Below are 24,988 nucleotides of genomic sequence, written 5' to 3'. Positions count from 1 at the left end.
ACTACACTGCGGGCATTACATGGGGAACAACATGGCACGCATTCTGATCGTCGACGACTCACCGTCGCAGCTGTTGGGGATACAGCGCATCGTCGAGAAGCTCGGGCACCAGATCCTGACCGCCACCGATGGCGCCGCCGGGGTCGAAACCGCCAGGGCCGAGCTGCCCGACCTGGTCCTGATGGACGTGGTGATGCCCAATCTCAACGGCTTCCAGGCCACCCGTACCCTCGCCCGCGACGAGGCGACCCGGCATATCCCGGTGATCCTGGTGACCACCAAGGACCAGGACACCGATCGCATGTGGGGCATGCGCCAGGGCGCCAAGGCCTACATCACCAAGCCGTTCTCGGAAGACGAGCTGTCCGAGGTGCTGGAGCGGGTGTTCGCCGGCCAGGGCTGAGACGCGCGTGGTCGTGCCGGCCGCTGGCCGGCAACCACGCGTCACCGTCCCAGGTCATGAAATTGCCGGCCAGCGGCCGGCACGACCGCAAGGCGTGCTCAGATCGACTCGCCGAAGGCCTTGGCCAGATTGCGGTAGGCCTTCTTCTGCGCCTCGTCGGTCGCGGCCGGGGCCACGATCTCGATTTCAACGATCTGGTCGCCGTCCGGGCTGCCCGGCAGGCCCCGGCCACGCAGGCGCAGTTTGCGGCCGGCATCGGAGTCGGCGGGGATCTTCAGCTCCACCGCACCGCCCAGGGTCGGCACGCTGATGCTGGTGCCCAACGCGGCCTGCCAGGGCGTGACCGGCAACGTATAGAGGATGTTGCGGCCATCGACCTCGAACTGCGGATGCGCGGCGTACTCCACTTCCAGCAGCAGGTTGCCGCCATGGTTGCCCTGCCCTGCCAGGCGGATCACCTGGCCCGGACGGATGCCCTTGGGCACGCGCACGTCCAGCTGCTTGCCGTTGACGGTGATGCGCAGGCTGTCGCCGCTGTAGGCCGCTTCCAGCGGGACCGACAGCTTGGCGCGGGTGTCGCGGTTGGGTGCGTGGCCCTGGCTGCTGAAGCCCGGGCCCGGACCGGCACCGCCACGCTGGCGCGCGAACAGGCTTTCGAAGAAGTCGCTGAAGCCGCCGTTGGGGCCACCACCGCCGAATACTTCCTCGAAATTGAAACCGCCGGCGCCGCCGTAGTTCGGCGGCACGTTGAACTCCTCGCCCGGGCGATAGCCCTGCGCGCGCAGCTGGTCGTAGGCTGCGCGCTTTTCCGGATCGCGCAGCGCCTCGTAGGCCTCGTTGACCGCCTTGAACTTGTCTTCGGCCCCGGCCTCCTTGCTGACGTCCGGGTGGTACTTGCGTGCCAACCGGCGGTAGGCGGTCTTGATCTCCGCCTCGCCCGCGCTCGGTTCCACCCCCAGGGTGGCGTAGTAATCCTTGAATTCCATCCAGCTACCTCGATCTGCTTCGGCCGCGCCGGTGGCGCCGCCCCGGGTTCATTCTACGCGCCGGCGATGCTACGCCGCCCCTCGTGCGGCCCCGGTGAGGCCGACTGATCCTGCGCAATGCCGCTGCCATCCCGATGCCCCAGGCTGTGGCTGGAAGCCCCCGCCGCAACGCCTGAAGATGGGGCCTGCACACGGGTTTTCCAATGTCTTGACGCCCCTGTCCCATCCGGCCCACTAGCCTGCCCCAGCAAGGAGTTCCCCATGACCATCCATGTCGGCGACCGCATTCCGGAAGTGACCCTCAAGCGCATCCGCGAGGGCATCGAAACGCTTGATACGCATTCGCTGTTCGACGCCCGCAAGGTCGTCCTGTTTGCGGTGCCCGGCGCGTTCACGCCCACCTGCTCGGCCCGCCACCTGCCCGGCTACGTCGAGAAATTCGAGGCCTTCCGCCAGCGCGGCATCGATGTCTACTGCATGGCGGTCAACGACCCGTTCGTGATGAAAGCCTGGGCAGCCGACCAGAAGGTGCCCGACGGCCTGCTGATGCTGTCCGACGGCAATGCCGAGCTGACCCGCGCGCTCGGCCTGGAGCTGGATGCCAGCGCCTCGGGCATGGGCATGCGCTCGCGCCGCTTCGCGCTGTACGTGGTCGATGGCGTGGTGCGTGCGGCCTGGATCGAGCAGCCGGGCCAGTTCGAGGTGTCTTCCGCCGAGTACGTGCTGGAGCACCTGCCTACCTGATTCCCCACCGCAGAAGGAAACGGCCAGCAATGTCCAGCAAGCCAGCCAAAGCCAGCAAGCCCGCCGCCGGGATTCCCGGCATCAGTGACCGTCAGACCCTGCGCGAGCGTGCCCGGCACAACATCGAAGACGGCGCGATCACCGACAGCTACAGCGCCGACCGCAAGGTGGTGATCAAGCTGCTCAACGATGCCCTCGCCACCGAGTACGTGTGCGTGCTGCGCTACTACCGGCACTATTTCATGGCCAAGGGCATGCTGGCCGACGCGGTCAAGGCCGAGTTCCTCGAGCATGCGCAGCAGGAACAGGCGCACGCCGGCAAGCTGGCCGAGCGCATCGTCCAGCTTGGCGGCGAGCCGGACCTGAACCCGGATACGCTGACCACGCGCTCGCATGCCGAATACAAGGAAGGCAGCGACCTGCGCGACATGGTGCGCGAGAACCTGGTGGCTGAACGGATCGCCATCGACAGCTACCGCGAGATGATTAACTTCATCGGCGACCGCGATACCACCACCAAGCGCATCCTTGAAGAGATCCTGGCGCAGGAGGAAGAACACGCCGACGAGTTCGCCGACCTGCTGGACGGGTGGATCGGGGAATAGCGGCCCCGCAAACGCTCGGTAGATGCCCACCTTGGTGGGCGCATTTATCGTGTGCCAACCAAGGTTGGCACCTACCAGAGCACGGATGCGTCGGGTCGACGGGCCATTCCCAGCACCTATCGCAGGACGTTGAACCGCACCTGCGTCCACGCGCCGTCGGCTGCCAGCGCGGTCAGGGTGTGTGCGCCCGGATCGGCGAACTCGCGCTGCATCAGCTGCGCGCCGTGGGTCTGTGCAATCCAGCGTCCATCCAGCAGCCAGTCCACCGCCTGCTCGCTGCCCAGCGCGCGCAGCTGCAGGCGCACGCCGTGCTCGGAATTCGGCGCGCGCGCCAGCGTGGCGCCGTCATTGAGCCCGTCCACGTGCAGCGCGACGCTGGCCTCACGCCCGTCGTCGCGGCAGTCCGGCGACAGCGCCGGCAGCTGCGAAGCCTCGCGCGTGGCCTTCGGCAGCCACGGCGACAACAACGCCGGCCAACGCGCGATCTCCCGCGCGACTTCCTGATGCGGCAAACGGCAATCAGCGGATACACGCAGACCGGTCCGCGCGTCGGCCAGGTAACGCTGCCGCCCCGGCTGCCAGCGCCGCGCCTCGCGCTCGGGGAAGGTCGGCGGTGCCGCACCGTCCAGCAGATAGGCCGACATCCGCCGCTGGCACAGCGCCGCTGGCAGGCCCTCGGCACGTTCGCCGGTGGGCCAGCAGACGTCCTCCTGGCTGACACTGGCCGGCATCGGTGCAGCAGCTGAATCACCGCGCTGGCGAGGCAGGCTGTCCACCACCTCGAACATCAGCGGCAGCGCGGTCACCGCGCCGTACTGGCCCGGCAACGGGGTACCGTCCGGCCGCCCCACCCACACGCCCACGGTGTAGTGGCGGGTGCTGCCGATCGCCCACGCATCGCGGTACCCGTAACTGGTGCCGGTCTTCCACGCCACGCGCGGGCGGCCACCGACATCGAACGTCCCGACGCTATACCCCGGCCGCGGATTCGATTCCAGCATCTCGCGCACGATCCAGCTGGCGCCCGGCGAGGCCAGGCGACGCTCGATCATCGGTTCGTCATCGGTGTAGCGCACGCGCCCGGCGATGCCGTTGCGGTTGAGCGCTGCGAACGCACCGACCAGATCTTCCAGCCGCGCACCGGTGCCGCCCAGGATCAGCGACAGATTGGGTGTACTGCCCGGCGGGAAGCGCAGCTGGATGCCGGAGTGCGACAGGCGTGCCGCGAAGCGCGCCGGACCGACCCGCTGCAGCAGGTCCACCGAGGGCACGTTGAGTGACAGCCGCAGCGCGCTGGAGGCACCAATCGGCCCATTGAAAGCCATGTCGAAGTTGCCGGGGCGGTAGCTGCCGAAACTCTGCGGCGCATCGACCAGCAGGCTTTCCGAATGGATCAGGCCATCGTCCAGCGCCATGGCATACAGGAACGGTTTGAGCGTGGAGCCCGGCGACCGCCAGGCCTGCACCATGTCCACGTGGCCCAGCCGCTGCCGGTCACCGAACGCCAGCGTGCCGACATAGGCACGCGCCTGCAGGGTCTGGTTGTCGACTACCAGCAGGGCGGCCGAGGTGCGTTCCGGCAGCGTCGAGAAATAGCTGGCCACGCGTTCTTCCAGCGTGCGCTGCAGGCCGATGTCGATGCTGCTCTGGATGCGTGCCTGGCCCGGATGCGCCGAGTGCAGGCGCTGCGCCAGCAGCGCGGCGTGCAGCGGCGGGCGCAGCGAGCGCGCCACCACGTTCTCGATGCGCGCGTCTTCCACTTCGTCCGCCGTCCACACGCCCAGCTCGTTCATGCGGGACAGCACCTTGTCGCGCGCCTTCTGCGCCGCTTCCGGATGACGGTCCGGGCGCAGCCGGCTCGGCGCCTGCGGCAGCACCGCCAGCAACGCGGCCTCGGCATGCGACAGCTGCGCCGCCGGCTTGCCCAGGTAGGCCCAGCTGGCCGCTTCCACCCCCTCGATGGTGCCGCCGTAGGGCGCGCGCTCCAGATACAGGGCCAGAATCTGCTGCTTGCTCAGGTGCACTTCCAGCTGCACCGCGCGCAGCATCTGCTTGAGCTTGCCCCACGGCGTGCGCGTATGCGGATCGAGGATGCGGGCGACCTGCATGGTCAGGGTCGAGCCACCGGAAACGATGCGGCCGCCACGCAGCAGCTGGCCGCTGGCACGCAGGATCGCCAGCGGGTTGATGCCCGGATGCCGCCAGAACCAGCGGTCTTCGTAGGTCAGCAACGCCTGCAGGTACAGCGGCGAGACGCTGTTGATCGAAGCCGGGTAGCGCCACACACCCTCGGCGTCGGCGAATGCACGCAGCGGCGTGCCGTCGGCAGCCACCACCAGGGTGCTGGTATCACGCTGCTTCGGCAGCGGTGGCGGGAAGGCGAAATCCAGCACCAGCAGCAGCGCCAGCGTGGCGGCCGTACCCCAGCGCAGCCAGGGCCACAGCGGCTGCAGCCGGCGGCGCAGGGCCGCCAGCCGGATCGACATCGTGTTGTTCATTGCAGGTTGCCGGCAGGACGGGCCGCGCCGTCGCGGCCCGTCCGCGCGGTCACGGCTGTACCACCGTGATCGTGGTCGGGTTGCTGCGGCCGACGCCGCGCAGCTGCGGCCGGTACATGTCCTCCACCAGCGGCGGCGGCACCGAGTAGGTTCCCGGCGTCACCGCGCGTACCAGGTAGAACACGTTGGCCTTGCTGCCACGCGAGAGCTTCAGCGCGGCCACGTAGCGGTCGTCGCGGAACTCCTCGTGCTTGGTATCGGCGGCTTCACCACGGTCGCTGATGGTGATGCCATCGACCACCACGTCGGCCCACTGCTTGGCATCGCCCAGGTTGAAGTTCTCGATTTCCAGGCCCGCCGGCAGCAGGTCGGTCAGCAGCGCATCGGGCATCGTGGTGTCGGCAGTCACCGTGACGCGCACGATCAGCGCTTCGCCTTCCTTCAGCGGGCGCGGCGACCACGGCTTGCCATCGGTGCCGTAGTAACTGCGCTCGACGCCCAGCACACTGTTGTCCGGTGCCGGTGCGCTGCGCGGGATGCCGGCCACATCAATGCTGGCGAACATCGGCGGCTGCCCCTGCGGGGTGAAGCGCACGCCGCTGGCCAGCTCACTGGCGCTGAAGTTGCGGCCGAACAGCTTGCGCTCGCCGATGGCTTCGGTGTTGCCACCGATCACCAGCTCACCGGCCACCAGCGCCTTCTGGTTGGCGGCCAGGGCCTTGCCGAGGCGGGCAATCGCCACCTGTTCCTGCGTGCTCAGCCACATCCAGCCGGCATTGCGGCGCGCATCCAGGCCACGGCCAAGATCCACCGCACGCGCATCCCAGGCGGGCTTGGCCAGCTTGTTCTCGTGGGTCAGCGCGATCATCAGCGCGTCATCACGGATCGCACTGCCGTAGTCGCCGAAGTACGACGGACGTTCACTGCTGGACTTGGCGAAGGCCGCCGCCAGCGCGGCCTGGCCACGCTTGGCATCACCCTGCAGCGACAGCGCCACGCCCAGGTGGACCAGCGACAGGCCACCGACCGCCTTGCTGCGCTCGTTGTCGTACAGCGTGCGCAGGGTACCCAGCGGTGCACGGTTGACCCGGGCCAGCACGTAACCCGAATACGCCTGGTTGGCGAACTTCAGCTTCTCGCGATCCTCCTGGCCATAGAACTGATTGCCGCCGGACAGCAGATCCTCGCTGAGCCGGTTGAGCGCCTTCTGCAGCACGTTGTCGGGCACGGCGAAGCCGGCGTCCTTGGCATCAAGCAGGAACTCGGTGATGTACGGGGTCAGCCACGGATTGACGTAGCCGTCGTCACCCCACATCGAGAAGTTGCCATTGGCCACCTGCATCGACGCCAGGCGACCGAACGCACCTTCCATGCGCTCTCTACGGGTCTTGGCATCCAGGCCGTCGGCACCGAGCATCGACGACGTCGCCTGGTCCAGGATCAGCGCGGCATAGCCCTTGCTGGTGGTCTGCTCGGCACAGCCATACGGGTAGTTCAGCGCGCCCTGCAGTGCACTGGCGAACGGGATCGGCGGCAGCGGGCTGACCAGCAGGCGGGCATTCACCGACTCTGCCATCAGGCCATCGGTCAGGCTGTTGTCGAGGCTGACCGCGGCCAGCGGATCGAGTGTGCGCACCTGCGAACGCAGCACCTGCGGCCACGCCGCACGCACCGGCAGGTCGTAGCGGCGATCAGCCTTGAAGCCGTTGCCGTCCACCCGCACCCGCACCTTGGCCACGCTGTGGCCCTCGCGAGCCGACAACGGGAAGCTCAGCGTGGTCTTGGCATCGGCGTTCAACTGCACGCTGCGGCTGCCCTCACCCAGGTTCAGCGGACCCTCGCTTTCCACCTTGACGTTGAACTGCCCCGGCTTGCCGGTGAAGTTCTGCACGTCCAGGGTCACGGTGCTGCGGTCGCCCGGGGCCAGCACGCGCGGCATGCTGGCTTCGGCCAGGATCGGGGCGCGCACGATGGTTTCCACGTCACGCTTGCCGTACTGGTCATCGCTGTAGACCAGCGCGGACACGCGCAGGGTGCCGTTGAAGTCCGGCACCTTCAGGCGGATGCGGGCATTGCCCTTGGCATCGAGCTGCACCGGGCCGGAGAACAGGTCCACGGTCTGCACGCGCGCGGTCGGGCGCTTGGCCTGCGGCAGTGCCTGCAGCGCCATGTCGCCGCCGAACTTCAGCTTGCCGCTGCCACCATCGAAGCTCTCGATCACCCGGCTGTAGATGTCATAGGCATCGATACCGAGGCGACGCTGGGCGAAGAAGTGCGCGCCGGCGTCGGGCACCGGGAAACGGGTGATGTTGAGGATGCCCACGTCCACCGCCGAGACGGTCACGTGCGCGGCCCTGCCGGCCAGCTGCGGTGCGCTGACCGTTACCGGCAGGTCCTGTTCCGGCCGCATCTGCTTGGGCGCGACCAGGCCGACGGCCACGGTTCGGCCCTTGCGGTCCATCGGCACATGCACCACGCCCACGGCGCGGGCCGGGGTGATCTTGCTCGGCGCACTGCCGCCGCGGAACACCAGCGCGGTGATGTAGACGTCGTGGCGTTCCCAGTCGGCGGTGACCGGGATCTTGAAGGTCGAGCCCGGCTTGGCCTCGATGTCCTGCACATACAGCATGCGGTCGGTCTCGACCATCAGGATGCCCTTGCCGGCGTGCGGCGGGGTCACCGTCACTTCCAGGGTGTCACCGGCCTTGTAGCCGGTCTTGTCCAGGCCCAGCTTGACCTTGTCCGGGCGTGCATCCAGGCCACGGTTGTCATCGCCCCAGCTCCAGCCCGCACGGAACGGGTAGCGGCTGGTCAGTCCGGTGGACGGATCGAACACGTCCACCCGGTACTCGCCCCACTCCACCGGGAAATCGAAGGCAACCGCACTGCTGCCGGCATCGACGGTGCGGGTTTCCTTGTTCTCGAAACGGCGGGTGAAATCGTAATCCCAGCGGTTGTCGTTGAAGGTCCAATGGTAGTCGCGCAGTTCCCGCACCAGGGTGATCTTCAGGCCCTTGGCTGGCTGCGGTGTGCCGGCGGCATCCACGCGCATCAGTTCGAAGCGTGCGTTGCCGTTGGAATCAGCACCATCGTCGGGGTTGAACAGCGGCCGCACGCCGACCAGCGCGTTGGCCGGCCACATCACCCGTTTCAGGGTACGGGTGACCGTGCGGCCACCGGTTTCATACAGGCTGCCGGACAACACCACGGCGATCGGTGCCTTGGCCTTGGCCGCCTCTTCCGGCAACGCCACATCCTCACGCAGCTGGCCATTGGCCGGCAGCGTGGTATCGATCACGTCCTTGGCCTCGCGCGGCAGCTGCAGGGTCGGGTCACCGAAGAAATAGCCCGGCAGGCCCTCCACCGGCTTCTGCTCGGCAGCCACCGCCATGCGCGCAGTGAAGCGGTTGCCATCGGCCGGCGCGCCGTACAGATAGGCGCCGTTGGCCTGCAGGCGCAGGTCCTCGCCCGGCTTCAGCGTCTTCTGCGCGCTGTCCAGGTCCAGCTTCATGCGCTCGGGCAGGAACTCCTCGATGCGCAGGGTCATGCCCTGGATCGCTTCCTTGCTGGCCGGGTCGGTGCGGAACTCGACCTGCCAGCGCCCGGTCGGCGCCTCGGCGGGGATCACCTGCTCGAAGTTGATGTAGCCCTGGTCGCCCGGCTGCAGGCGGGTCTCGCGGAAGGTCTTGCCGTCGGGCTGCTTCAGGCGCAGGAACACCGGTTGTGCCTTGACCGGCTTGCCGTCGTTGTCGCGCAGCAGCGCGGACAGGCGCACGGTCTCGCCCGGGCGGTACAGGTCGCGGCCGGACCAGGCGTAGACGTCGAACCAGGCGTTGTCACGACCGGCCACGGCGAACTCACTCAGGTCCAGCGCCGGCTGGTTGAACGGCAGGAAGCTGGTGTCCTTGCCACTGCTGGCGACCAGCACGTGGGTGGCATCCAGGGTGTAGTTCAGCAGCGCATTGCCGTTGCCGTCGGTGCTGCCCTTCAGCACCACCTCACCCTTGGCGTCGAGCACGCGCAGGTCGATGCCCTTCAGCGGCGCACCGTCCTTGAGGCCGGCGGTGTGCACGAACAGCTTGTCCTTGTAGGCACGGGTATGCAGGCCGATGTCGCTGACCGAGAAGAACGCGGTATCGAACTCGCCCTCGTAGTCACCGGTGCGCTTGAGCAGGGCGAAGTACAGGCCCGGCTCCTGCAGTTCCTTGATGTCCTGGGTCGGCAGGTAGGTCAGCACCCGCTCGTTCTGTTTGCCACCCAGGATGAAGCGGTTGACGTAGACCGGCTCGGCCAGCTTGTTGATCGGGCTGCGCTCGTAGTCGCTGCTGAGCTCCCAGCTGCCACGGCGGCCGCCGCGCTGGTACTGGCTGAAGAAGGTCGGCAGGTCCTTCTCGCGCACGCGCAGGAACTCGACGTCGACCTCCGGCACGTTCACCGAGACCACCGGCAAGCCGCGGCTGTCCTTGGCCGGCAGCACGCTGCCCTGCGAGGCGAAACCGACCACCGGCTTCAGCTCGCCGCTGAACACCTTCTGCTTCAGTTCCTTGCCCAGCCGGCTGCCGTCGGCGGCCAGCAGGTCCGGCGAGACCACCAGGCTGAACTCCTTGCCGGCCTCGACGAACGGGTAACGCAGGGTCAGGCCGTCATCGGACAGGGTCCAGCTGCTGTCCTCGGTGCCGACCTTCTCTTCGAAGCGAACGAGTTTGTCGAAATCCTGGGTGCCGACCAGCGGGCGCGAGAACTCCAGCGCCAGCGACAGGCCGTCATTCTTCTGGTCCGGGTAGGCACGCAGCAGGGTGAATTCCTTCACCTGCTCGGCCTTGGTGGTGATGGCTTCACCACTGGCCTTGGGCAGCTGCCCGCTGTCATTGCGGCAGCCGGCCAGCCCCAGCAACAGGCCTCCTGCCAGTACGGCCGCCGCCCATCCCCACCGCTTCCGCCGTGCCGGACCGCTCATGTCGTCACTCCTTGATCGAGGCGGCCATTATAGGCAGGCCACGTCAAGGTGTTGACGCAAATCCGGCAATTGCCGCGGTGCGGGTAGTGCCGGCCGCTGGCCGGCAGTGTCGGTAGCCGCCAACCTTGGTTGGCGTCGGCCGTGCCAACCAAGGTTGGCACCTACCCAAGCGGGTCGAGCCACGTGCCCGGCAAGCAGGCGCGGTGTCAGATCCGGTGAAGCGTCCCCTACCCCGGCAGGTACAGGTCCACGTAGTCGGTCACCGGCATCGCCGCCAGCGCCACCGGATCCAGCGATGCGGCCAGGATGCGCTGCTGCTGGGTGGTCGGGAAGCGATGGGCCAGGTGCCGGCGGAACTTGTCCATCAGCAACGGGATGCCCTCCTCGCGTCGGCGCGCGTGGCCCAGCGGGTATTCCACCAGTACCTCGGGCAGCTCAGTGCCGTCGCTGAAGCGCACGCTCAGGCCGTTGGCGATGCTGCGCTTGTCCGGGTCCAGGTAGTCGGCGCTGAGCTGCGGATCCTCATGACAGGCCATCTTCGCGCGCAGTGCGTCGATGCGCGGGTCGGCAGCAACGTCGTCCTCGTAGTCCTGGGCCACCAGCCGCCCATGCAGCAGCGCGATGGCGACCATGTACTGCACGCAGTGGTCGCGGTCGGCTGGGTTGTGCAGCGGCCCCTGCTTGTCGATGATGCGGATGCAGGCTTCCTGGGTGCGGATGGCGATGTGCGCGATGTCCTCGACCCGCCGCCCCACCGCACGCAGCTGCTGATGCAGCGTGATCGCCGCCTCCACCGCGGTCTGGCCATGGAACTCGGCCGGGTAGCTGATCTTGAACAGCACGTTTTCCATCACGTAGCTGCCCAGCGGTCGCTCCAGCGTCAGCGCCTTGCCCTGCATCGATACCGCTTCAAAACCCCAGGTCGGCGCGCTCAACACACTGGGATAGCCCATCTCGCCACTGGCCGCCATCAGCGCCAGGCGCACGCCACGGCTGGTCGCATCGCCGGCCGCCCAGCTCTTGCGCGAGCCGGTGTTGGGCGCGTGCCGGTAGGTGCGCAGCGCCTGGCCATCGACCCAGGCCAGCGACAGTGCATTGAGCATGCGTTCGCGATCCAGGCCGAGCAACTGCGCGACCACCGCGGTGGTGGCCACCTTGACCAGCACCACGTGGTCCAGCCCGACCCGGTTGAAGGAATTCTGCAGGGCCAGCACGCCCTGGATCTCGTGTGCCTTGATCATCGCCAGCAGCACGTCATGCAGGGTCGGCGCTGGGCGATGCAGGGCCTGCGCGTTGCGCCCCAGCCAATCGCAGACAGACAGGATGCCGCCCAGGTTGTCCGACGGGTGGCCCCACTCGGCGGCCAGCCAGGTATCGTTGAAATCCAGCCAGCGCACCATCGCGCCCAGGTTGAAGGCGGCCTGCACCGGGTCCAGCACGTAGTGCGTACCCGGCACGCGCGCCCCGTTGATCACGCTGATACCCGGCACCAGCGGACCGAGCAGCTTGCTGCAGGCCGGGAAGGACAGCGCTTCCAGCCCGCAGCCCAGCGTGTCGAGCAGGCAGTAGTGCGCGGTCTGGAAGGCCAGGGGGGAGTCGATGCGCGCGTCGCGTACGTAATCGACGATGTCCACCAGCAGCGCATCCCACGCTGCACGCTCGTTGGATGGGGTGTGGCTGTCAGACATCGTCGATCTCCTCTTCAGAGCTCAGGCCGCGCCTCCCGGTAGTCACCAACCTTGGTTGGCGCTGGACGTTGCCCGGGCGGTGCCAATGCCATGCCAACCAAGGTTGGCATCTACCGAAGCATGTGATGCCAGCGCCGACCGGCTGGTTATTCGGCCGGCACCCGCACCTTGCCTTCCATCAATACGCGGGCGCTGCGGCTCATGATGGCCTTGGTCACTGTCCACTGGCCGTCAACGAGGCCGGCCTGCGCGCCCACGCGCAGAGTGCCGGAAGGGTGGCCGAAGGTCACCGCTTCGCGTTCACCACCACCGGCCGCGCGATTGACCAGCGTGCCCGGAATCGCCGCCGCAGTGCCGATCGCCACGGCGGCGGTGCCCATCATCGCGTGGTGCAGCTTGCCCATCGACAACGCCCGCGCGTGCAGGTCGATGGCCGAGGCCGGAATGGCCTTGCCGCTGGAGGACACGTAGTCCCGTGCCGGCGCCACGAAGGCCACCTTCGGCGTGTGCTGGCGGGTGGCCGCATCTTCCAGGTTCCTGATCAGACCCATGCGCAAGGCGCCGTAGGCGCGGATCTTCTCGAAGCGCTCCAGCGCCCCCTTGTCCTCGTTGATCGCAGGCTGCAGTTCGGTGCCGGTGTAGCCCAGGTCGGCCGCATTGAGGAAGATGGTCGGAATGCCGGCGGTGATCATGGTCACCTCAAAACTGCCGACGCCCGGCACGTCCAAGGTGTCGACCAGGTTGCCGGTCGGGAACATCGCGCCCGCATCGCCGTCATCGGACGGATCGATGAACTCCAGCTGGATCTCGGCGGCCGGGAAGGTCACGCCATCCAGCTCGAAATCGCCGATCTCCTGCACTTCGCCATCGCGCATCGGCACGTGGGCGATGATGGTCTTGCCGATGTTGGCCTGCCAGATGCGCACGGTGCACAGGCCATCGCGCGGCACCCGGGCCGGATCGATCAGCCCATTGGCGATCGCGAACGGACCCACTGCCGTACTGAGGTTGCCGCAGTTGCCGCTCCAATCGACGAAGGCGGTGTCGATCGAGACCTGGCCGTACAGGTAGTCCACATCGTGGTCCGGCACCGAGGCGGTGGAGATGATCACGCACTTGCTGGTGCTGGAGGTGGCACCGCCCATGCCGTCGGTCTGCTTGCCATACGGATCGGGCGAGCCGATCACGCGCATCAGCAGCGCATCGCGCGCGGCGCCCGGCACCTGAGCGGCTTCGGGCAGGTCCTGCAGGCGGAAGAACACGCCCTTGCTGGTGCCGCCGCGCATGTAGGTGGCGGGAATACGGAGTTGCGGGAGGAAGGTCATCGTCGAATCCACGCGTTTGAATTTCAGGAAATGTCTTGCATCAGTGCGTCAAGACCACGATCAACGCACCACACACGCATGATGTCCACGCGGTCCGGTAGATCGAGGTAATAGACGAGGTAGCGTTCGAAGCCCGGAACCAGCATGAACCGCAACGGCACCGGCAGCTGTGCTGCGAGGTCGGCGTGCCGGGTGGAACCCGAGCCTGGAAACACGACGATGCGTTGAAGCGTGGTCTCCAACTCGGCGAGAAAGCGCCGACCCAGTACCAGCCCACCCTGCCGTGCAGACCACAGCGCGGCATCGGCTGCGTCGGCTTCGGCCCTTGGCCGCCATTCAATCGCCTTCACGCTCCAACCTTTCGGTCAGTTCGCGACGCATGCGCTCGAATGTGTCGGCCGTCACCGCAACGCCTGGACCAGAAGCCAGCCCCTCGGCTATCAACTGCTTGAGCAGCTCTTCGGCCTTGCTGCGCTGGCGCTGGCGGATCAGGTCACGCACGTAGTCCGACGTACTGGAGTAGCCGCCTTCACGCACTTCCTCGTCCACGAACTGCTTGAGCGGGTCGGTCAGCGAAATGTTCATGGTGGCCATGAAACTCTCCTTTGGCAGTTTTTGCCAAGTTAGTCTGCGCCCCGCCCTGGTGTCGGACAAGCCCGCCCCCGGCCTCCGGGGGCAGGCATTCAGGCCGGTATCACGCCACCTTGGCCCCTTCCAGGAAATCCTGGGCGAAGCGCTGCAGCACGCCACCGGCTTCGTAGATCGCCACTTCCTCGTCGCTGTCCAGGCGGCAGGTCACTGGCACGATCACATCCTGGCCGTCGCGGCGGTGGATGACCAAGGTCAGGTCGGCGCGCGGGGTGCGCTCGCCGATCACGTCGAAGGTCTCGGTACCGTCGATGCCCAGGGTCAGGCGGGTGGTGCCCGGCTTGAACTCCAGCGGCAGCACGCCCATGCCGATCAGGTTGGTGCGGTGGATGCGTTCGAAGCCTTCGGCCACGATCGCTTCCACACCGGCCAGGCGCACGCCCTTGGCGGCCCAGTCACGCGAGCTGCCCTGGCCATAGTCGGCACCGGCGATGATGATCAGCGGCTGCTTGCGGTCCATGTAGGTCTCGATCGCTTCCCACATGCGCATCACCTTGCCTTCCGGCTCCACGCGCGCCAGCGAACCCTGCTTCACGCTGCCATCGTCGTTGCGCACCATTTCATTGAACAGCTTCGGGTTGGCGAAGGTGGCGCGCTGTGCGGTCAGGTGGTCACCGCGGTGGGTGGCGTAGGAATTGAAGTCCTCTTCCGGCAGGCCCATCTTCGCCAGGTATTCGCCGGCGGCACTGGACGCCAGGATCGCGTTGGACGGCGACAGGTGGTCGGTGGTGATGTTGTCCGGCAGCACCGCCAGCGCACGCATGCCCGACAGTGTGCGCTCACCGGCCAGTGCGCCCTCCCAGTACGGCGGACGGCGGATGTAGGTGCTCTGCGGGCGCCAGTCGTACAGCGGGCTGACCGCCGCGCCATGCTCCACGCGCACGTTGAACATCGGGTTGTAGACGCGGCGGAACTGCTCGGGCTTCACCGAGGCCTTCACCACCGCGTCGATCTCGGCATCGCTCGGCCAGATGTCCTTCAGGCGCACCTCGTTGCCCTCGGCGTCCACGCCCAGCACGTCCTTTTCGATGTCGAAGCGCACGGTGCCGGCGATGGCATAGGCGATCACCAGCGGCGGCGACGCCAGGAAGGCCTGCTTCGCATACGGGTGGATGCGGCCATCGAAGTTGCGGTTGCCCGACAGCACGGCCGTGGCGTACAGGTCGCGATCGATGATCTCCTGCTGGATGGCCGGATCCAGCGCGCCGCTCATGCCGTTGCAGGTGGTGCAGGCGAAGGCGACGATGCCGAAGCCGAGCTTTTCCAGGTCCGGCAGCAGGCCGGATTCTTCCAGGTACAGCTGCACCGCCTTCGAGCCCGGCGCCAGCGACGACTTTACCCACGGCTTGCGCAGCAGGCCACGTTCGTTGGCCTTGCGCGCCAGCAGTGCGGCAGCGATCACGTTGCGCGGGTTGGAGGTGTTGGTGCAGCTGGTGATGGCGGCGATGATCACCGCGCCGTCGGGCATCAGGCCCTGCGCCTGCTCGGCCCTGCCCGCTGCCAGCTTGGCTTCGTCGGCGATGCCGCGCTCGGCCAGCTCGGCAGTGGCCACGCGCTTGTGCGGGTTGGACGGGCCAGCCATGTTGCGCACCACGCTGGACAAGTCGAAGCGCAGCACGCGCTCGTACTGCGCGGTGGCCAGGTCATCGGCCCACAGGCCGGTGGTGCGCGCATAGTTCTCCACCAGCGCCACCTGCGATTCCTCGCGGCCGGTCAGGCGCAGGTAATCGATGGTCTGCCCGTCGATATAGAACATCGCGGCGGTGGCGCCGTATTCGGGGCACATGTTGGAGATGGTGGCGCGGTCACCGATGGTCAGTGCCGACGCCCCCTCGCCGAAGAATTCAAGATACGCACCCACCACGCGTTCCTTGCGCAGGAACTCGGTCAGTGCCAGCACCACGTCGGTGGCGGTGATGCCCGGCTGCGGCCTGCCGGTCAGCTCGACGCCGATGATATCCGGCAGGCGCATCCACGACGCGCGGCCCAGCATCACGTTCTCCGCTTCCAGGCCGCCAACACCAATCGCGATCACGCCCAGCGCGTCCACGTGCGGGGTGTGGCTATCGGTGCCCACGCAGGTATCCGGGAAGGCTACGCCGTCCTGCACGTAGATCACCGGCGACATCTTCTCCAGGTTGATCTGGTGCATGATGCCGTTGCCCGGCGGAATCACGTCCACGTTCTGGAACGCCTGCTTGGTCCAGTCGATGAAGTGGAAACGGTCTTCGTTGCGGCGATCCTCGATGGCGCGGTTCTTCTCGAACGCCTGCGGATCGTAGCCACCGCATTCCACCGCCAGCGAGTGATCGACGATCAACTGCACCGGCACCACCGGATTGACCTTGGCCGGGTCGCCGCCCTTGTCGGCGATCGCATCACGCAGGCCGGCCAGGTCCACCAGCGCGGTCTGGCCGAGGATGTCGTGGCACACCACGCGTGCCGGGAACCACGGGAAGTCGAGGTCGCGACGGCGCTCGATCAGCTGCTTCAGCGAATCGCCGAGCGTGGCCGGATCGCAGCGGCGCACCAGGTTCTCGGCCAGCACGCGCGAGGTGTACGGCAGGGTGGCATAGGCGCCGGGCTGGATCGCATCGACAGCGGCGCGCGCGTCGAAATAGTCCAGCGCGCTGCCGGGGAGGTTCTTGCGGTAATCGGTATTCATGGGCTGGCGGAGTGCTTGGGGCGGGCCGGGTGCCGGCGGTGCGGCGGCGAAAGCACCCGGCCGGCATGCGGCCGGCCGGATGGGTACAGCAGGGGGATCAGACGCGCTTGTCGATGGCGACGAAGTCGCGGTCTTCCGGACCGATGTAATTGGCGCTCGGGCGGATGATCTTGCCGTCGATGCGCTGCTCGATGATGTGCGCGCTCCAGCCGGCGGTGCGCGCGATCACGAACAGCGGGGTGAACATCGCGGTCGGCACGCCCATCATGTGGTAGCTGACCGCACTGAACCAGTCCAGGTTCGGGAACATCTTCTTGATGTCCCACATCACCGACTCCAGGCGCTCGGCGATGTCGTACATCTTCATGCTCGACTGTTCCTCGGACAGCTCGCGGGCCACGTCCTTGATCACCTTGTTGCGCGGATCGGAGACGGTATAGACCGGGTGGCCGAAACCGATCACCACTTCCTTGCGCTCGACGCGCGCCTTGATGTCCTCCTCGGCCTCATCCGGGTTGTCGTAGCGCTTCTGCACTTCGAACGCCACTTCGTTGGCGCCGCCATGCTTCGGGCCACGCAGCGCACCGATGCCACCGCAGATCGCGCTGTACATGTCGCTGCCGGTACCGGCGATGACACGGCAGGTGAAGGTCGAGGCGTTGAACTCGTGCTCGGCGTACAGGATCAGCGAGGTGTGCATCGCCTTCACCCACGAATCCTGCGGCTTTTCGCCATGCAGCAGGTGCAGGAAGTGGCCGCCGATCGAATCATCGTCGGTTTCCACATCGATGGCGCGGCCGTTGTGGCTCCAGTGGTACCAGTACAGCAGCATCGAACCGAGGCAGGCCATCAGCTTGTCGGCGATGTCGCGCGCGCCCGGGTGGTTGTGGTCGTCCTTCTCCGGTGCCACGCAGCCGAGCACGGACACGCCGGTGCGCATCACGTCCATCGGGTGCGCCGACGGCGGCAGCTCTTCCAGCGCGGCCTTCACCGCGGCGGGGATCCCACGCAGCGACTTCAGCTTGGCCTTGTACGAAACCAGCTCGGCGCGGGTCGGCAGCTTGCCGTGCACCAGCAGGTAGGCGATTTCCTCGAACTCGCTGGTGTTGGCCAGGTCCAGGATGTCATAGCCGCGGTAGTGCAGGTCGTTGCCGCTGCGGCCCACGCTGCACAGCGCGGTGTTGCCGGCCGCGGTGCCGGACAGGGCGACGGACTTCTTCGGCTTGAAGGTCGGGGTTGCGGTCGTATCGTTCATGTTTCCCTCCGAAACTTGATGGTGCAGGGTACTGCTTATTTCTTGGCGGCGAACAGCGCATCGAGCTGCTGCTCGAAGGCGTGATAGCCGATGCGGTCGTAGAGTTCCTCGCGGGTCTGCATGGTTTCCACCACGTTGCGCTGGTGGCCATCGCGGCGCACCGCCTGGTAGACGTTCTCGGCGGCCTTGTTGGCGGCACGGAACGCCGACAGCGGGAACAGCTGGATGGCGACGCCGGCCGAGGCCAGTTCATCGCGGCTGAACAGCGGGGTGGCGCCGAATTCGGTGATGTTGGCCAGCACCGGCACCTTCACCGCGTCGACGAAGCGGCGGTAGGTATCCAGATCGTAGGCGGCCTCGGCGAAGATGCCGTCGGCACCGGCCTCGACACAGGCGATGGCGCGCTCGATCGCCTTGTCCACGCCGTCCACCTGGATGGCGTCGGTGCGCGCGATCAGGAAGAAGTCCGGATCGGTCTTGGCATCGGCAGCGGCCTTCACACGGTCGACCATTTCACCCTGCGAGACGATCTCCTTGCCCGGACGATGGCCGCAGCGCTTGGCGCCGACCTGGTCTTCGATGTGGCAGGCGGCCGCGCCGGCCTTGATCAGCGACTTCACGGTGCGCGCGATGTTGAACGCGCTCGGGCCGAAGCCGGTGTCGATGTCGACCATCAAGGGCAGGTCGCAGACATCGGTGATGCGGCGCACGTCCACCAGCACGTCTTCCAGGGTGTTGATGCCCAGGTCCGGCAGGCCCAGCGAGCCTGCGGCAACGCCGCCGCCGGACAGGTAAATGGCACGGAAGCCGGCGCGCTTGGCCAGCAGGGCGTGGTTGGCGTTGATCGCACCGATCACCTGCAGCGGCGATTCGGCAGCCAGCGCCTCACGGAAGCGGGCACCGGCGGAGAAAGGGGCAGAAGCGGTCATGCGGCAATCCAGGTTGAAGTACGGGAAAGGAAGCGCAAGCACCATGCCAAGCTGCAAGCGGTTGATTTCACGGGAATGACCGGCATGCAACAGTGGAACATATGAAACATTGAAACGGATGTATCATGAAACATCCTCCCCGAAACGGCTGCCATGTATCTGCCCCGCTCCCCCCTGCGCCATGCCGATGCCGACCCGGGCCGTCCGGTGATCTGGACGGTCAGCGTCTCGCGGCTGACCGGCCTGCTCGGCGACGTGATCCCCGAGTTCGACCGCCGCGCGCGTATCGAACAGATCAACCTCGGCTTCGAGGAAGCGGTGGAGGTGATCGGCCAACGCCTGCGTCGCGAGCACTGCGACGTGGTCATCGCTGGCGGCTCCAACGCGGCCTGGCTGCGCGGCCGGCTGGAGCTGCCACTGGTGCCGATCCAGGCCAACGGCTTCGACCTGATGGAAGCGCTGGCCCGGGCACGGCGTATCGCCAGCCGCATCGGCCTGGTCACCCACGCCAGCGACGTACCGGTGTTCAGCAACTTCCAGCAGAGCTTCGGCCTGGATATCGAGCATCGCCGCTTCGTCACCCGCGAGGACGCCCGCGACTGCATCGCCGACCTGCGCGCCAACGGCATCGAGGTGATCGTCGGCACCGGCATGGCCATCGACCATGCCGAGCAGGCCGGCCTGCCCGGGGTGCTGCTGTATTCGGCCGACTCGGTGCGGCAGGCGTTCGAACATGCGCTGGAACTGACCCAGACCCTGGCACGTTCCGGCAGCAACCGCGCTGCACCGCGCCGGCGCCCGGCAGCGCGTGCCGATGCGCATGAACTGCTCGGCGACAGCGACGCGATGGCGCAGGTGCGCGCGCAGATCGCGCTGTATGCCCCACATGACAGCACCGTGCTGGTCAGCGGCGAAACCGGCACCGGCAAGGAACTGGTGGCGCGCCAGCTGCACGCCGCCAGCGGGCGCCGTGGCCGCTTCGTCGCGCTGAACTGTGGCGCGATCAGCGAATCGCTGCTGGAAGCGGAGCTGTTCGGCTACAGCGATGGCGCCTTCACCGGCGCACGGCGTGGCGGCCGCGTTGGCCTGGTGGAAGCTGCAGATGGCGGCACCCTGTTCCTGGACGAAATCGGCGAACTTCCGCTGCCGCTGCAGACCCGCCTGCTGCGGGTGCTGGAGGAACGTGAAGTGCTGCGCGTGGGTGCCACCGAACCGACGCCGGTGGACCTGCGCGTGGTCGCCGCCACCCTGCAGTCGCTGGAGCAGCGCGCGGCAGCCGGCAGCTTCCGCCGCGACCTGTATTATCGCCTGGCCGCGCTGCGCATCGCCCTGCCCTCGCTGCGCGCCCGACGCGGTGACATCCCGTTGCTGGTGCAGCATTTCTTCCGCCAGCTGCGTGGCATCGACGCGCCATTGGATGAGGCGGCGCTGGCGCTACTGTGCGCGGCCGAGTGGCCGGGAAACGTGCGCGAGCTGCGCAATCTGGTCGATCGCCTGCGCATCCACTGGCAGCCCGGTGAAGGGCTGATCGATACGGCGCGGCTGCTGCAGCTGGCACCCGAGCTGGTGCATGAAGGTGTCGCGGCGTTGCCGGTGGAAAGCAACGGCAGGCGCCCGCCGCGGGCCAAGCTGGAAGCACTGCTGCGGGAACACCGGCATGATCGTGAGGGCATGGCGCAGGCGCTGGGCGTGTCACGCACCACGCTGTGGCGCTGGCTGCGCGCGGAGGACCTGTAAAGCCGAGCCCATGCCCGGCTGATGTCCCCGCAGAAGCAGCCGAGCATGGGCTCGGCTCTACAGGATGCCTGTCGTCAGCGCGCTTCGATGGCGAACCGTCCACTACCCACTGCGGCAATCCACAACAGCAGCACGCCCAGCGGCACTTCGCTCAGGTAGAAGAACCAGCTCAGCCAATCCGGCACGCTCAGTCCCGCAGGAATGCGCGCGATGCCATCGGTCAGCGCAGCCACTACGCAGATCGCCGCCAGCAGCAGGGCCGAGGGGCGGCTCAAAAGGCCCAGCACCAGCAGACCACCCGCAATCCACTCGATCGCACCGAGTACCGGCGCACTGAACACCGGGAATGGGATACCGGCATCGACCAGCGTATGCACCATGCGCTCGCGCCCGGCGTCGGTGAACACCTTGTTCCAGCCGGACACGCAGAACATCACACCGGCGACGATTCGGGCGAGCAGCAACAACAACGCTTCCACGCCGCGGCGTGGTGGCGGCACGGCAAACAGGCAACGCCAGGAGGGCACGGCAACTCCGCAGATCGAGGGCATCGCAGCGAGTGTGCCCGTCGCCGACCTGCTCGTGCATGAAGCGGACCAGTCCGTTCGCGACAAACGCAGGTTGCTGTAGAGCCGAGCCCATGCTCGGCTGCTCCTGCGAGAACATCAGCCGAGCATGGGCTCGGCTCTACAGCAGCCCCGGCACCACCCCGCCTTACGGGTACAGCAGGCGCTTGCTCCAGCGCCCTTCGGCGCCGGCTTCATAGCACCAGCGCTCGTGCAGGCGGAACTGCGCGCCATACCAGAACTCGATGCGGTCAGGCACCACGCGCAGGCCGCTCCAGCCCTCCGGGCGCGGCACGTCCTTGCCCTCGAAGCGGGCTTCGACCTCGGCCACGCGCGCATCGAATTCCTCGCGCGTGGCCAGCGTCTTCGACTGCTGCGAAGCCCACGCGCCGATCTGGCTCATCCGCGGGCGGCTGGCGAAATAGGCATCGGCTTCCGCATCGGCGACCTGCTCGACACGGCCTTCGATGCGCACCTGGATGCCGGCCTCGCGCAGGCTGCGCCACAGGAACAGCAGCGCGGCCTGAGGATTGGCCTGCAGCTCCTGGCCCTTGTGGCTGTCCAGGTGGGTGTAGAACACAAAGCCGCGCTCATCGAACGCCTTCAGCAGCACGGTGCGCGCCGAGGGACGACCCTGCGTATCGGCGGTGGCCACGGTCATCGCGTTCGGCTCGACCTCGCGGCTCTGTTTGGCCTCGTCGAACAGGCCGGCAAACGTGGACAGGGCTTCGGCGTACAGGTCGCTCATGATTGCGTTCTTCTCACACGGATTGGGCTATTGTGGCTGCATGGCCGCTGCTGCGTATATGCCCCAGGTGAAAGGATTCCCCGAAACATTGGCCGAACAGGCGCTGGATGATGCGCTGGGCAGCGGCGCAGCGGTTCCAGTATTGGCGATCAGCGGCCTGCAGGGGAGCGGCAAATCGACGCTGGCGGCGCAGGTGGTGGCCCGTGCCCAGGCACGCGGCCTGAACGCAGCCACGCTGTCGATCGATGATGTCTACCTGACCCGCGCACAGCGCCAACGGCTGGCCCGCCAGGTGCACCCACTGCTGATCACCCGCGGCCCGCCCGGCACCCACGACCTGCCGCTGGCCCATGCGGTATTGAACGCCGTGGCCGCACGCCAGCCCTTCGCAATGCCGCGCTTCGACAAGCTGGCCGACGAGCGCCTGCCCGAAGCACACTGGCCGCAGCTGCAGCAACCGCTGGACCTGCTGGTATTCGAAGGCTGGTTCCTGGGCACGCCCGCGCAGGATGACGACGCGCTGGACAGCCCGTTGAACGCACTGGAACGCGAAGCCGACGCCGATGGCCGCTGGCGGCGCTGGTGCAACCAGGCGCTGGCCCGTGACTACCCGGCGTTGTGGCAGCGCTGCGACCGCCTGTGGTTCCTGCAGCCGCCGGATTTCTCGGTGGTACCACGCTGGCGCTGGCAGCAGGAGCAGAACCTGCAGGCCGCGCAGCCGGGCCGGCACGGCATGAGCCGGCCACAGCTGGAGCGCTTCGTGCAGTACTACGAGCGGGTCAGCCGGCAGGCATTGAGCGCCCTGCCCGCCCTGGCCGACCACGTGGTGGTGCTGGACGGCCAGCGACAGGTGCAGGACGTGCGCTGAACGCGCCCCTATTCCACCAGGAAAGTCACCCGCAGGTTGACCCGCCATTCGGTGATCTCGCCGCTGCCATTGGTGACTACCTTGGTCTCGTTCACCCAGGCGCCCTGGATGCCCTTGACCGTCTCGGAGACCTTCTTCAGCCCGCTGCGCACGGCGTCTTCCACGCTTTTCGGCGAGGACGCAGTGATTTCGATGACCTTGGCGACCGTCATGGCCTGTACTCCGTCTGGCGCGGGAGACCCCGCAGGAACGCCCACCCTGACGTGAAGAACGTAAAGGCCAGGGCACGGAGGTGTTAGCATCAGAAGGCATGAATCCTGCTCCGAACCTGATCCTGATCGGCCCGATGGGCGCCGGCAAAACCTGCATCGGCCGCCGCCTGGCCGAGCGTTTCACGCTGGACTTCGTCGATGTCGACCAGGCCATCGTCGATGCCGCCGGCGCCAGCATTCCGACCATCTTCGAGCACTCCGGCGAAGCCGGCTTCCGCAGCCATGAACGCCAGGCGCTTGCGCGGGTACTGGAAGGCCGTGGCCAGCTGGTCTCCACCGGTGGCGGCGCCGTGCTGGATCCGGACAATCGTGCACTGATCGCCCGGCGCGGCTTCGTGGTCTATCTGCGGGTCAGCGTGGCCGAACAGCTCGAGCGCCTGGCCCGCGACAAGGGCCGGCCGCTGCTGCAGCGCCCGGACCGCGAGCAGGTGCTGCACGATCTGGCCGCACACCGCGACCCGCTGTACCGCGAACTGGCCGACCTCACCCTCGACACCGACCCGTATACCGCTGCCGATGCGACCGCCCAACTGGTGGTCAAGCTGGCCACGCAATGGCAGCGCCAGGACCTGACCGCATGACCTCCCCCGCCCTGCTGCAGGTCGCCGTTGGCGGCGACCGCCCCTACTCCATCACCATCGGCGCCGGTGCCCAGGCCGATGGCACCGCGCTGGCCTCGCACGTGCGCGGCCGTCATGTGCTGCTGCTCAGCGACAGTGAAGTCGCCCCGCGCTATCTGGCGCCGGTGAAGCAGACGCTGCTTGCCGCTCGCCCCGACCTGGTCATCGGCGAGCACGTGCTGGCCGCGGGCGAAGCCTCCAAGACGCTGGCCGAGTTCGGCCGCGCGATCGAAGCGCTGGCCGCGCTCGGCGCCACCCGCGACGCCTGCGTCTTCGCCCTCGGCGGCGGCGTGGTCGGTGATCTCGCCGGTTTCGCTGCCGCCTGCTGGATGCGCGGCGTGGACTGCGTGCAGCTGCCGACCACCCTGCTGGCAATGGTCGATTCGTCGGTGGGCGGCAAGACCGCAGTCGACATTCCGGCCGGCAAGAACCTGGTCGGTGCCTTCCATCCGCCGCGTGCGGTCATCGCCGATACCCGCGTGCTGGCCACCCTGCCGCCACGCGAGCTGCGTGCCGGCCTGGCCGAAGTGGTGAAGTACGGCGCGCTGGGTGATGCCGTGTTCTTCGAGTGGCTGCAGCAGCATGCCGATGCGCTGCTGGCCGGCGAGGATGCGGTGCTGGCCGAGGCCATCGCGCGCAGCTGCCGGCACAAGGCCGCCATCGTCGAGCGCGACCCGTTCGAAAAGGGCGAGCGTGCCCTGCTCAACCTCGGCCACACCTTCGGCCACGCCATCGAGACCGAACAGGGCTATTCGGCCCCGGGCCGCGATGCACTGAACCACGGCGAGGCGGTGGCGGTGGGCATGGTACTGGCGGCGAAGCTGTCCACCGACCTGGGCCTGGCCGACGATGCCGACCGCGCGCGCCTGCAGGCCCTGCTGGAACGCCTCGGCCTGCCGGTGGCGATCCCGGGCGGGCTGGAGCCGCAGGCCCTGCTCGGCCGCATGCGCCTGGACAAGAAGAACGTGGCCGGCCGCCTGCGCCTGGTGTTGTGGCGCGGGATGGGCCGTGCCGAAGTGGTGCCGGACGTGGATGAGGCGGCGGTGCTGAAGGTGCTGTCGGTCCGGTAGTGCCGGCCGCTGGCCGGCAACGTCAGCAACGAGGAGGTCGGCCAGCGGCCGGCACTACCGGGCTGCGCGGCAGGATTGCCGGCCAGCGACCGGCACGCCGGCGTTGCGGCCGGGGTCACCCTGGCCCCGCTACAATCGGCGCCATGCACGTTTACCTGCAACATCCCGACGCCGGTGCGCAGGCACCGCGCTTCCTGCGCCTGAGCCTGCTGCCGGACCTGTTCGGCGGCTGGGAGCTGCTGCGCGAGAGCGGCCGTGTCGGCAGCCGCTCGCAGCTGCGGCGCGAGCTGTTCCTGCAGGCCGACGACGCCCGCCACGCCTTCGAGAAGGCCCGTGATGCCGAACTGCATCGCGGCTTCCAGATCCTTTCGCACGGCGACTGACGCCGCTGCTCCTCCCGTCCA

Annotated in this window: 21 protein-coding genes; 8 read left to right on the top strand and 13 right to left on the bottom strand. The window is 67.6% G+C overall.

Going from position 1 to position 24,988, the window contains the following annotated elements:
- The first annotated feature begins 31 nt into the window (after window positions 1-31).
- Window positions 32-403, top strand: coding sequence for a twitching motility response regulator PilH (gene pilH / locus ACUVWL_RS01840; RefSeq protein WP_014648033.1), 372 nt, complete (start codon window positions 32-34; stop codon window positions 401-403).
- 98 nt (window positions 404-501) lie between these two features.
- On the opposite strand, the gene ACUVWL_RS01835 is transcribed toward pilH, so the two are convergent.
- On the bottom strand, window positions 502-1,389 hold the full coding sequence (locus ACUVWL_RS01835; protein ID WP_012511838.1) for a DnaJ C-terminal domain-containing protein: 888 nt from the start codon (window positions 1,387-1,389) through the stop codon (window positions 502-504).
- 261 nt (window positions 1,390-1,650) lie between these two features.
- On the opposite strand from ACUVWL_RS01835, the gene ACUVWL_RS01830 reads away from it, so the two are divergent.
- On the top strand, window positions 1,651-2,133 hold the full coding sequence (locus tag ACUVWL_RS01830) for a peroxiredoxin (RefSeq protein WP_111206448.1): 483 nt from the start codon (window positions 1,651-1,653) through the stop codon (window positions 2,131-2,133).
- A gap of 29 nt (window positions 2,134-2,162) precedes the next feature.
- Window positions 2,163-2,738 carry a ferritin-like domain-containing protein gene (locus tag ACUVWL_RS01825; protein ID WP_014648036.1) on the top strand — a complete coding sequence of 192 codons (576 nt, stop codon included), beginning with the start codon at window positions 2,163-2,165 and terminating at the stop codon, window positions 2,736-2,738.
- 116 nt (window positions 2,739-2,854) lie between these two features.
- Here ACUVWL_RS01825 and pbpC read toward each other — a convergent pair whose 3' ends face one another.
- The 9 genes from pbpC to prpB all read right to left on the bottom strand — a co-directional run bounded on the left by pbpC (window position 2,855) and on the right by prpB (window position 18,703).
- The gene (gene pbpC / locus ACUVWL_RS01820) at window positions 2,855-5,236 is read right to left on the bottom strand and encodes a penicillin-binding protein 1C (protein WP_111206446.1); all 2,382 of its coding nucleotides are present in this window, start codon (window positions 5,234-5,236) and stop codon (window positions 2,855-2,857) included.
- 49 nt (window positions 5,237-5,285) lie between these two features.
- A complete protein-coding gene (locus ACUVWL_RS01815; RefSeq protein ID WP_126411259.1) occupies window positions 5,286-10,193 on the bottom strand; it encodes an alpha-2-macroglobulin family protein in 4,908 nt (1,635 codons plus the stop codon).
- Window positions 10,194-10,420: 227 nt separating this feature from the next.
- Window positions 10,421-11,881 (bottom strand): bifunctional 2-methylcitrate dehydratase/aconitate hydratase, encoded by a 1,461-nt coding sequence (locus ACUVWL_RS01810; RefSeq protein WP_445978773.1) that lies wholly within the window; start codon window positions 11,879-11,881, stop codon window positions 10,421-10,423.
- A gap of 146 nt (window positions 11,882-12,027) precedes the next feature.
- Complete coding sequence (gene prpF, locus ACUVWL_RS01805) at window positions 12,028-13,206, bottom strand: 2-methylaconitate cis-trans isomerase PrpF (RefSeq protein WP_046431995.1); 1,179 nt, start codon at window positions 13,204-13,206, stop codon at window positions 12,028-12,030.
- 23 nt (window positions 13,207-13,229) lie between these two features.
- The gene (locus ACUVWL_RS01800; RefSeq protein WP_445978772.1) at window positions 13,230-13,556 is read right to left on the bottom strand and encodes a type II toxin-antitoxin system RelE/ParE family toxin; all 327 of its coding nucleotides are present in this window, start codon (window positions 13,554-13,556) and stop codon (window positions 13,230-13,232) included.
- Window positions 13,543-13,800 (bottom strand): type II toxin-antitoxin system ParD family antitoxin, encoded by a 258-nt coding sequence (locus ACUVWL_RS01795; RefSeq protein WP_014648042.1) that lies wholly within the window; start codon window positions 13,798-13,800, stop codon window positions 13,543-13,545. The genes ACUVWL_RS01800 and ACUVWL_RS01795 overlap by 14 nt, the downstream gene beginning before the upstream one ends.
- A gap of 100 nt (window positions 13,801-13,900) precedes the next feature.
- Window positions 13,901-16,519, bottom strand: a complete 2,619-nt coding sequence (gene acnD, locus ACUVWL_RS01790) for a Fe/S-dependent 2-methylisocitrate dehydratase AcnD (RefSeq protein ID WP_111206439.1) — start codon at window positions 16,517-16,519, stop codon at window positions 13,901-13,903.
- A 97-nt stretch (window positions 16,520-16,616) separates the two neighbouring features.
- Window positions 16,617-17,774, bottom strand: coding sequence for a bifunctional 2-methylcitrate synthase/citrate synthase (gene prpC, locus ACUVWL_RS01785; RefSeq protein ID WP_005418357.1), 1,158 nt, complete (start codon window positions 17,772-17,774; stop codon window positions 16,617-16,619).
- 35 nt (window positions 17,775-17,809) lie between these two features.
- On the bottom strand, window positions 17,810-18,703 hold the full coding sequence (prpB, locus tag ACUVWL_RS01780) for a methylisocitrate lyase (RefSeq protein ID WP_005418360.1): 894 nt from the start codon (window positions 18,701-18,703) through the stop codon (window positions 17,810-17,812).
- A gap of 153 nt (window positions 18,704-18,856) precedes the next feature.
- Here prpB and prpR point away from each other — a divergent pair, with 153 nt between their 5' ends.
- Window positions 18,857-20,440, top strand: coding sequence for a propionate catabolism operon regulatory protein PrpR (gene prpR, locus ACUVWL_RS01775; RefSeq protein WP_142235291.1), 1,584 nt, complete (start codon window positions 18,857-18,859; stop codon window positions 20,438-20,440).
- 74 nt (window positions 20,441-20,514) lie between these two features.
- On the opposite strand, the gene ACUVWL_RS01770 is transcribed toward prpR, so the two are convergent.
- Both ACUVWL_RS01770 and pdxH read right to left on the bottom strand, forming a co-directional pair.
- Entirely contained in the window at window positions 20,515-20,967 is a 453-nt protein-coding gene (locus tag ACUVWL_RS01770; RefSeq protein ID WP_014648046.1) for a DoxX family protein, read from the bottom strand.
- 187 nt (window positions 20,968-21,154) lie between these two features.
- The gene (gene pdxH / locus ACUVWL_RS01765) at window positions 21,155-21,754 is read right to left on the bottom strand and encodes a pyridoxamine 5'-phosphate oxidase (protein WP_049401396.1); all 600 of its coding nucleotides are present in this window, start codon (window positions 21,752-21,754) and stop codon (window positions 21,155-21,157) included.
- Between the two features lie 40 nt (window positions 21,755-21,794).
- Here pdxH and ACUVWL_RS01760 point away from each other — a divergent pair, with 40 nt between their 5' ends.
- On the top strand, window positions 21,795-22,622 hold the full coding sequence (locus ACUVWL_RS01760; protein WP_046432003.1) for a kinase: 828 nt from the start codon (window positions 21,795-21,797) through the stop codon (window positions 22,620-22,622).
- Between the two features lie 8 nt (window positions 22,623-22,630).
- Here the strand turns inward: ACUVWL_RS01760 and ACUVWL_RS01755 are convergent, their stop codons facing one another.
- Window positions 22,631-22,834, bottom strand: a complete 204-nt coding sequence (locus tag ACUVWL_RS01755; RefSeq protein ID WP_005410663.1) for a dodecin family protein — start codon at window positions 22,832-22,834, stop codon at window positions 22,631-22,633.
- A 98-nt stretch (window positions 22,835-22,932) separates the two neighbouring features.
- On the opposite strand from ACUVWL_RS01755, the gene ACUVWL_RS01750 reads away from it, so the two are divergent.
- From ACUVWL_RS01750 to ACUVWL_RS01740, 3 genes are all read left to right on the top strand, one after another.
- The gene (locus tag ACUVWL_RS01750; protein ID WP_014648049.1) at window positions 22,933-23,475 is read left to right on the top strand and encodes a shikimate kinase; all 543 of its coding nucleotides are present in this window, start codon (window positions 22,933-22,935) and stop codon (window positions 23,473-23,475) included.
- A complete protein-coding gene (gene aroB, locus ACUVWL_RS01745; protein ID WP_053495220.1) occupies window positions 23,472-24,584 on the top strand; it encodes a 3-dehydroquinate synthase in 1,113 nt (370 codons plus the stop codon). Before ACUVWL_RS01750 ends, aroB begins: the two co-directional genes overlap by 4 nt.
- 143 nt (window positions 24,585-24,727) lie before the next feature.
- A complete protein-coding gene (locus ACUVWL_RS01740; RefSeq protein WP_014648051.1) occupies window positions 24,728-24,967 on the top strand; it encodes a WGR domain-containing protein in 240 nt (79 codons plus the stop codon).
- Window positions 24,968-24,988 lie beyond the last annotated feature (21 nt).

This window comes from Stenotrophomonas muris (assembly GCF_052751275.1).
This window is presented reverse-complemented; position numbering and strand designations above follow the sequence as displayed.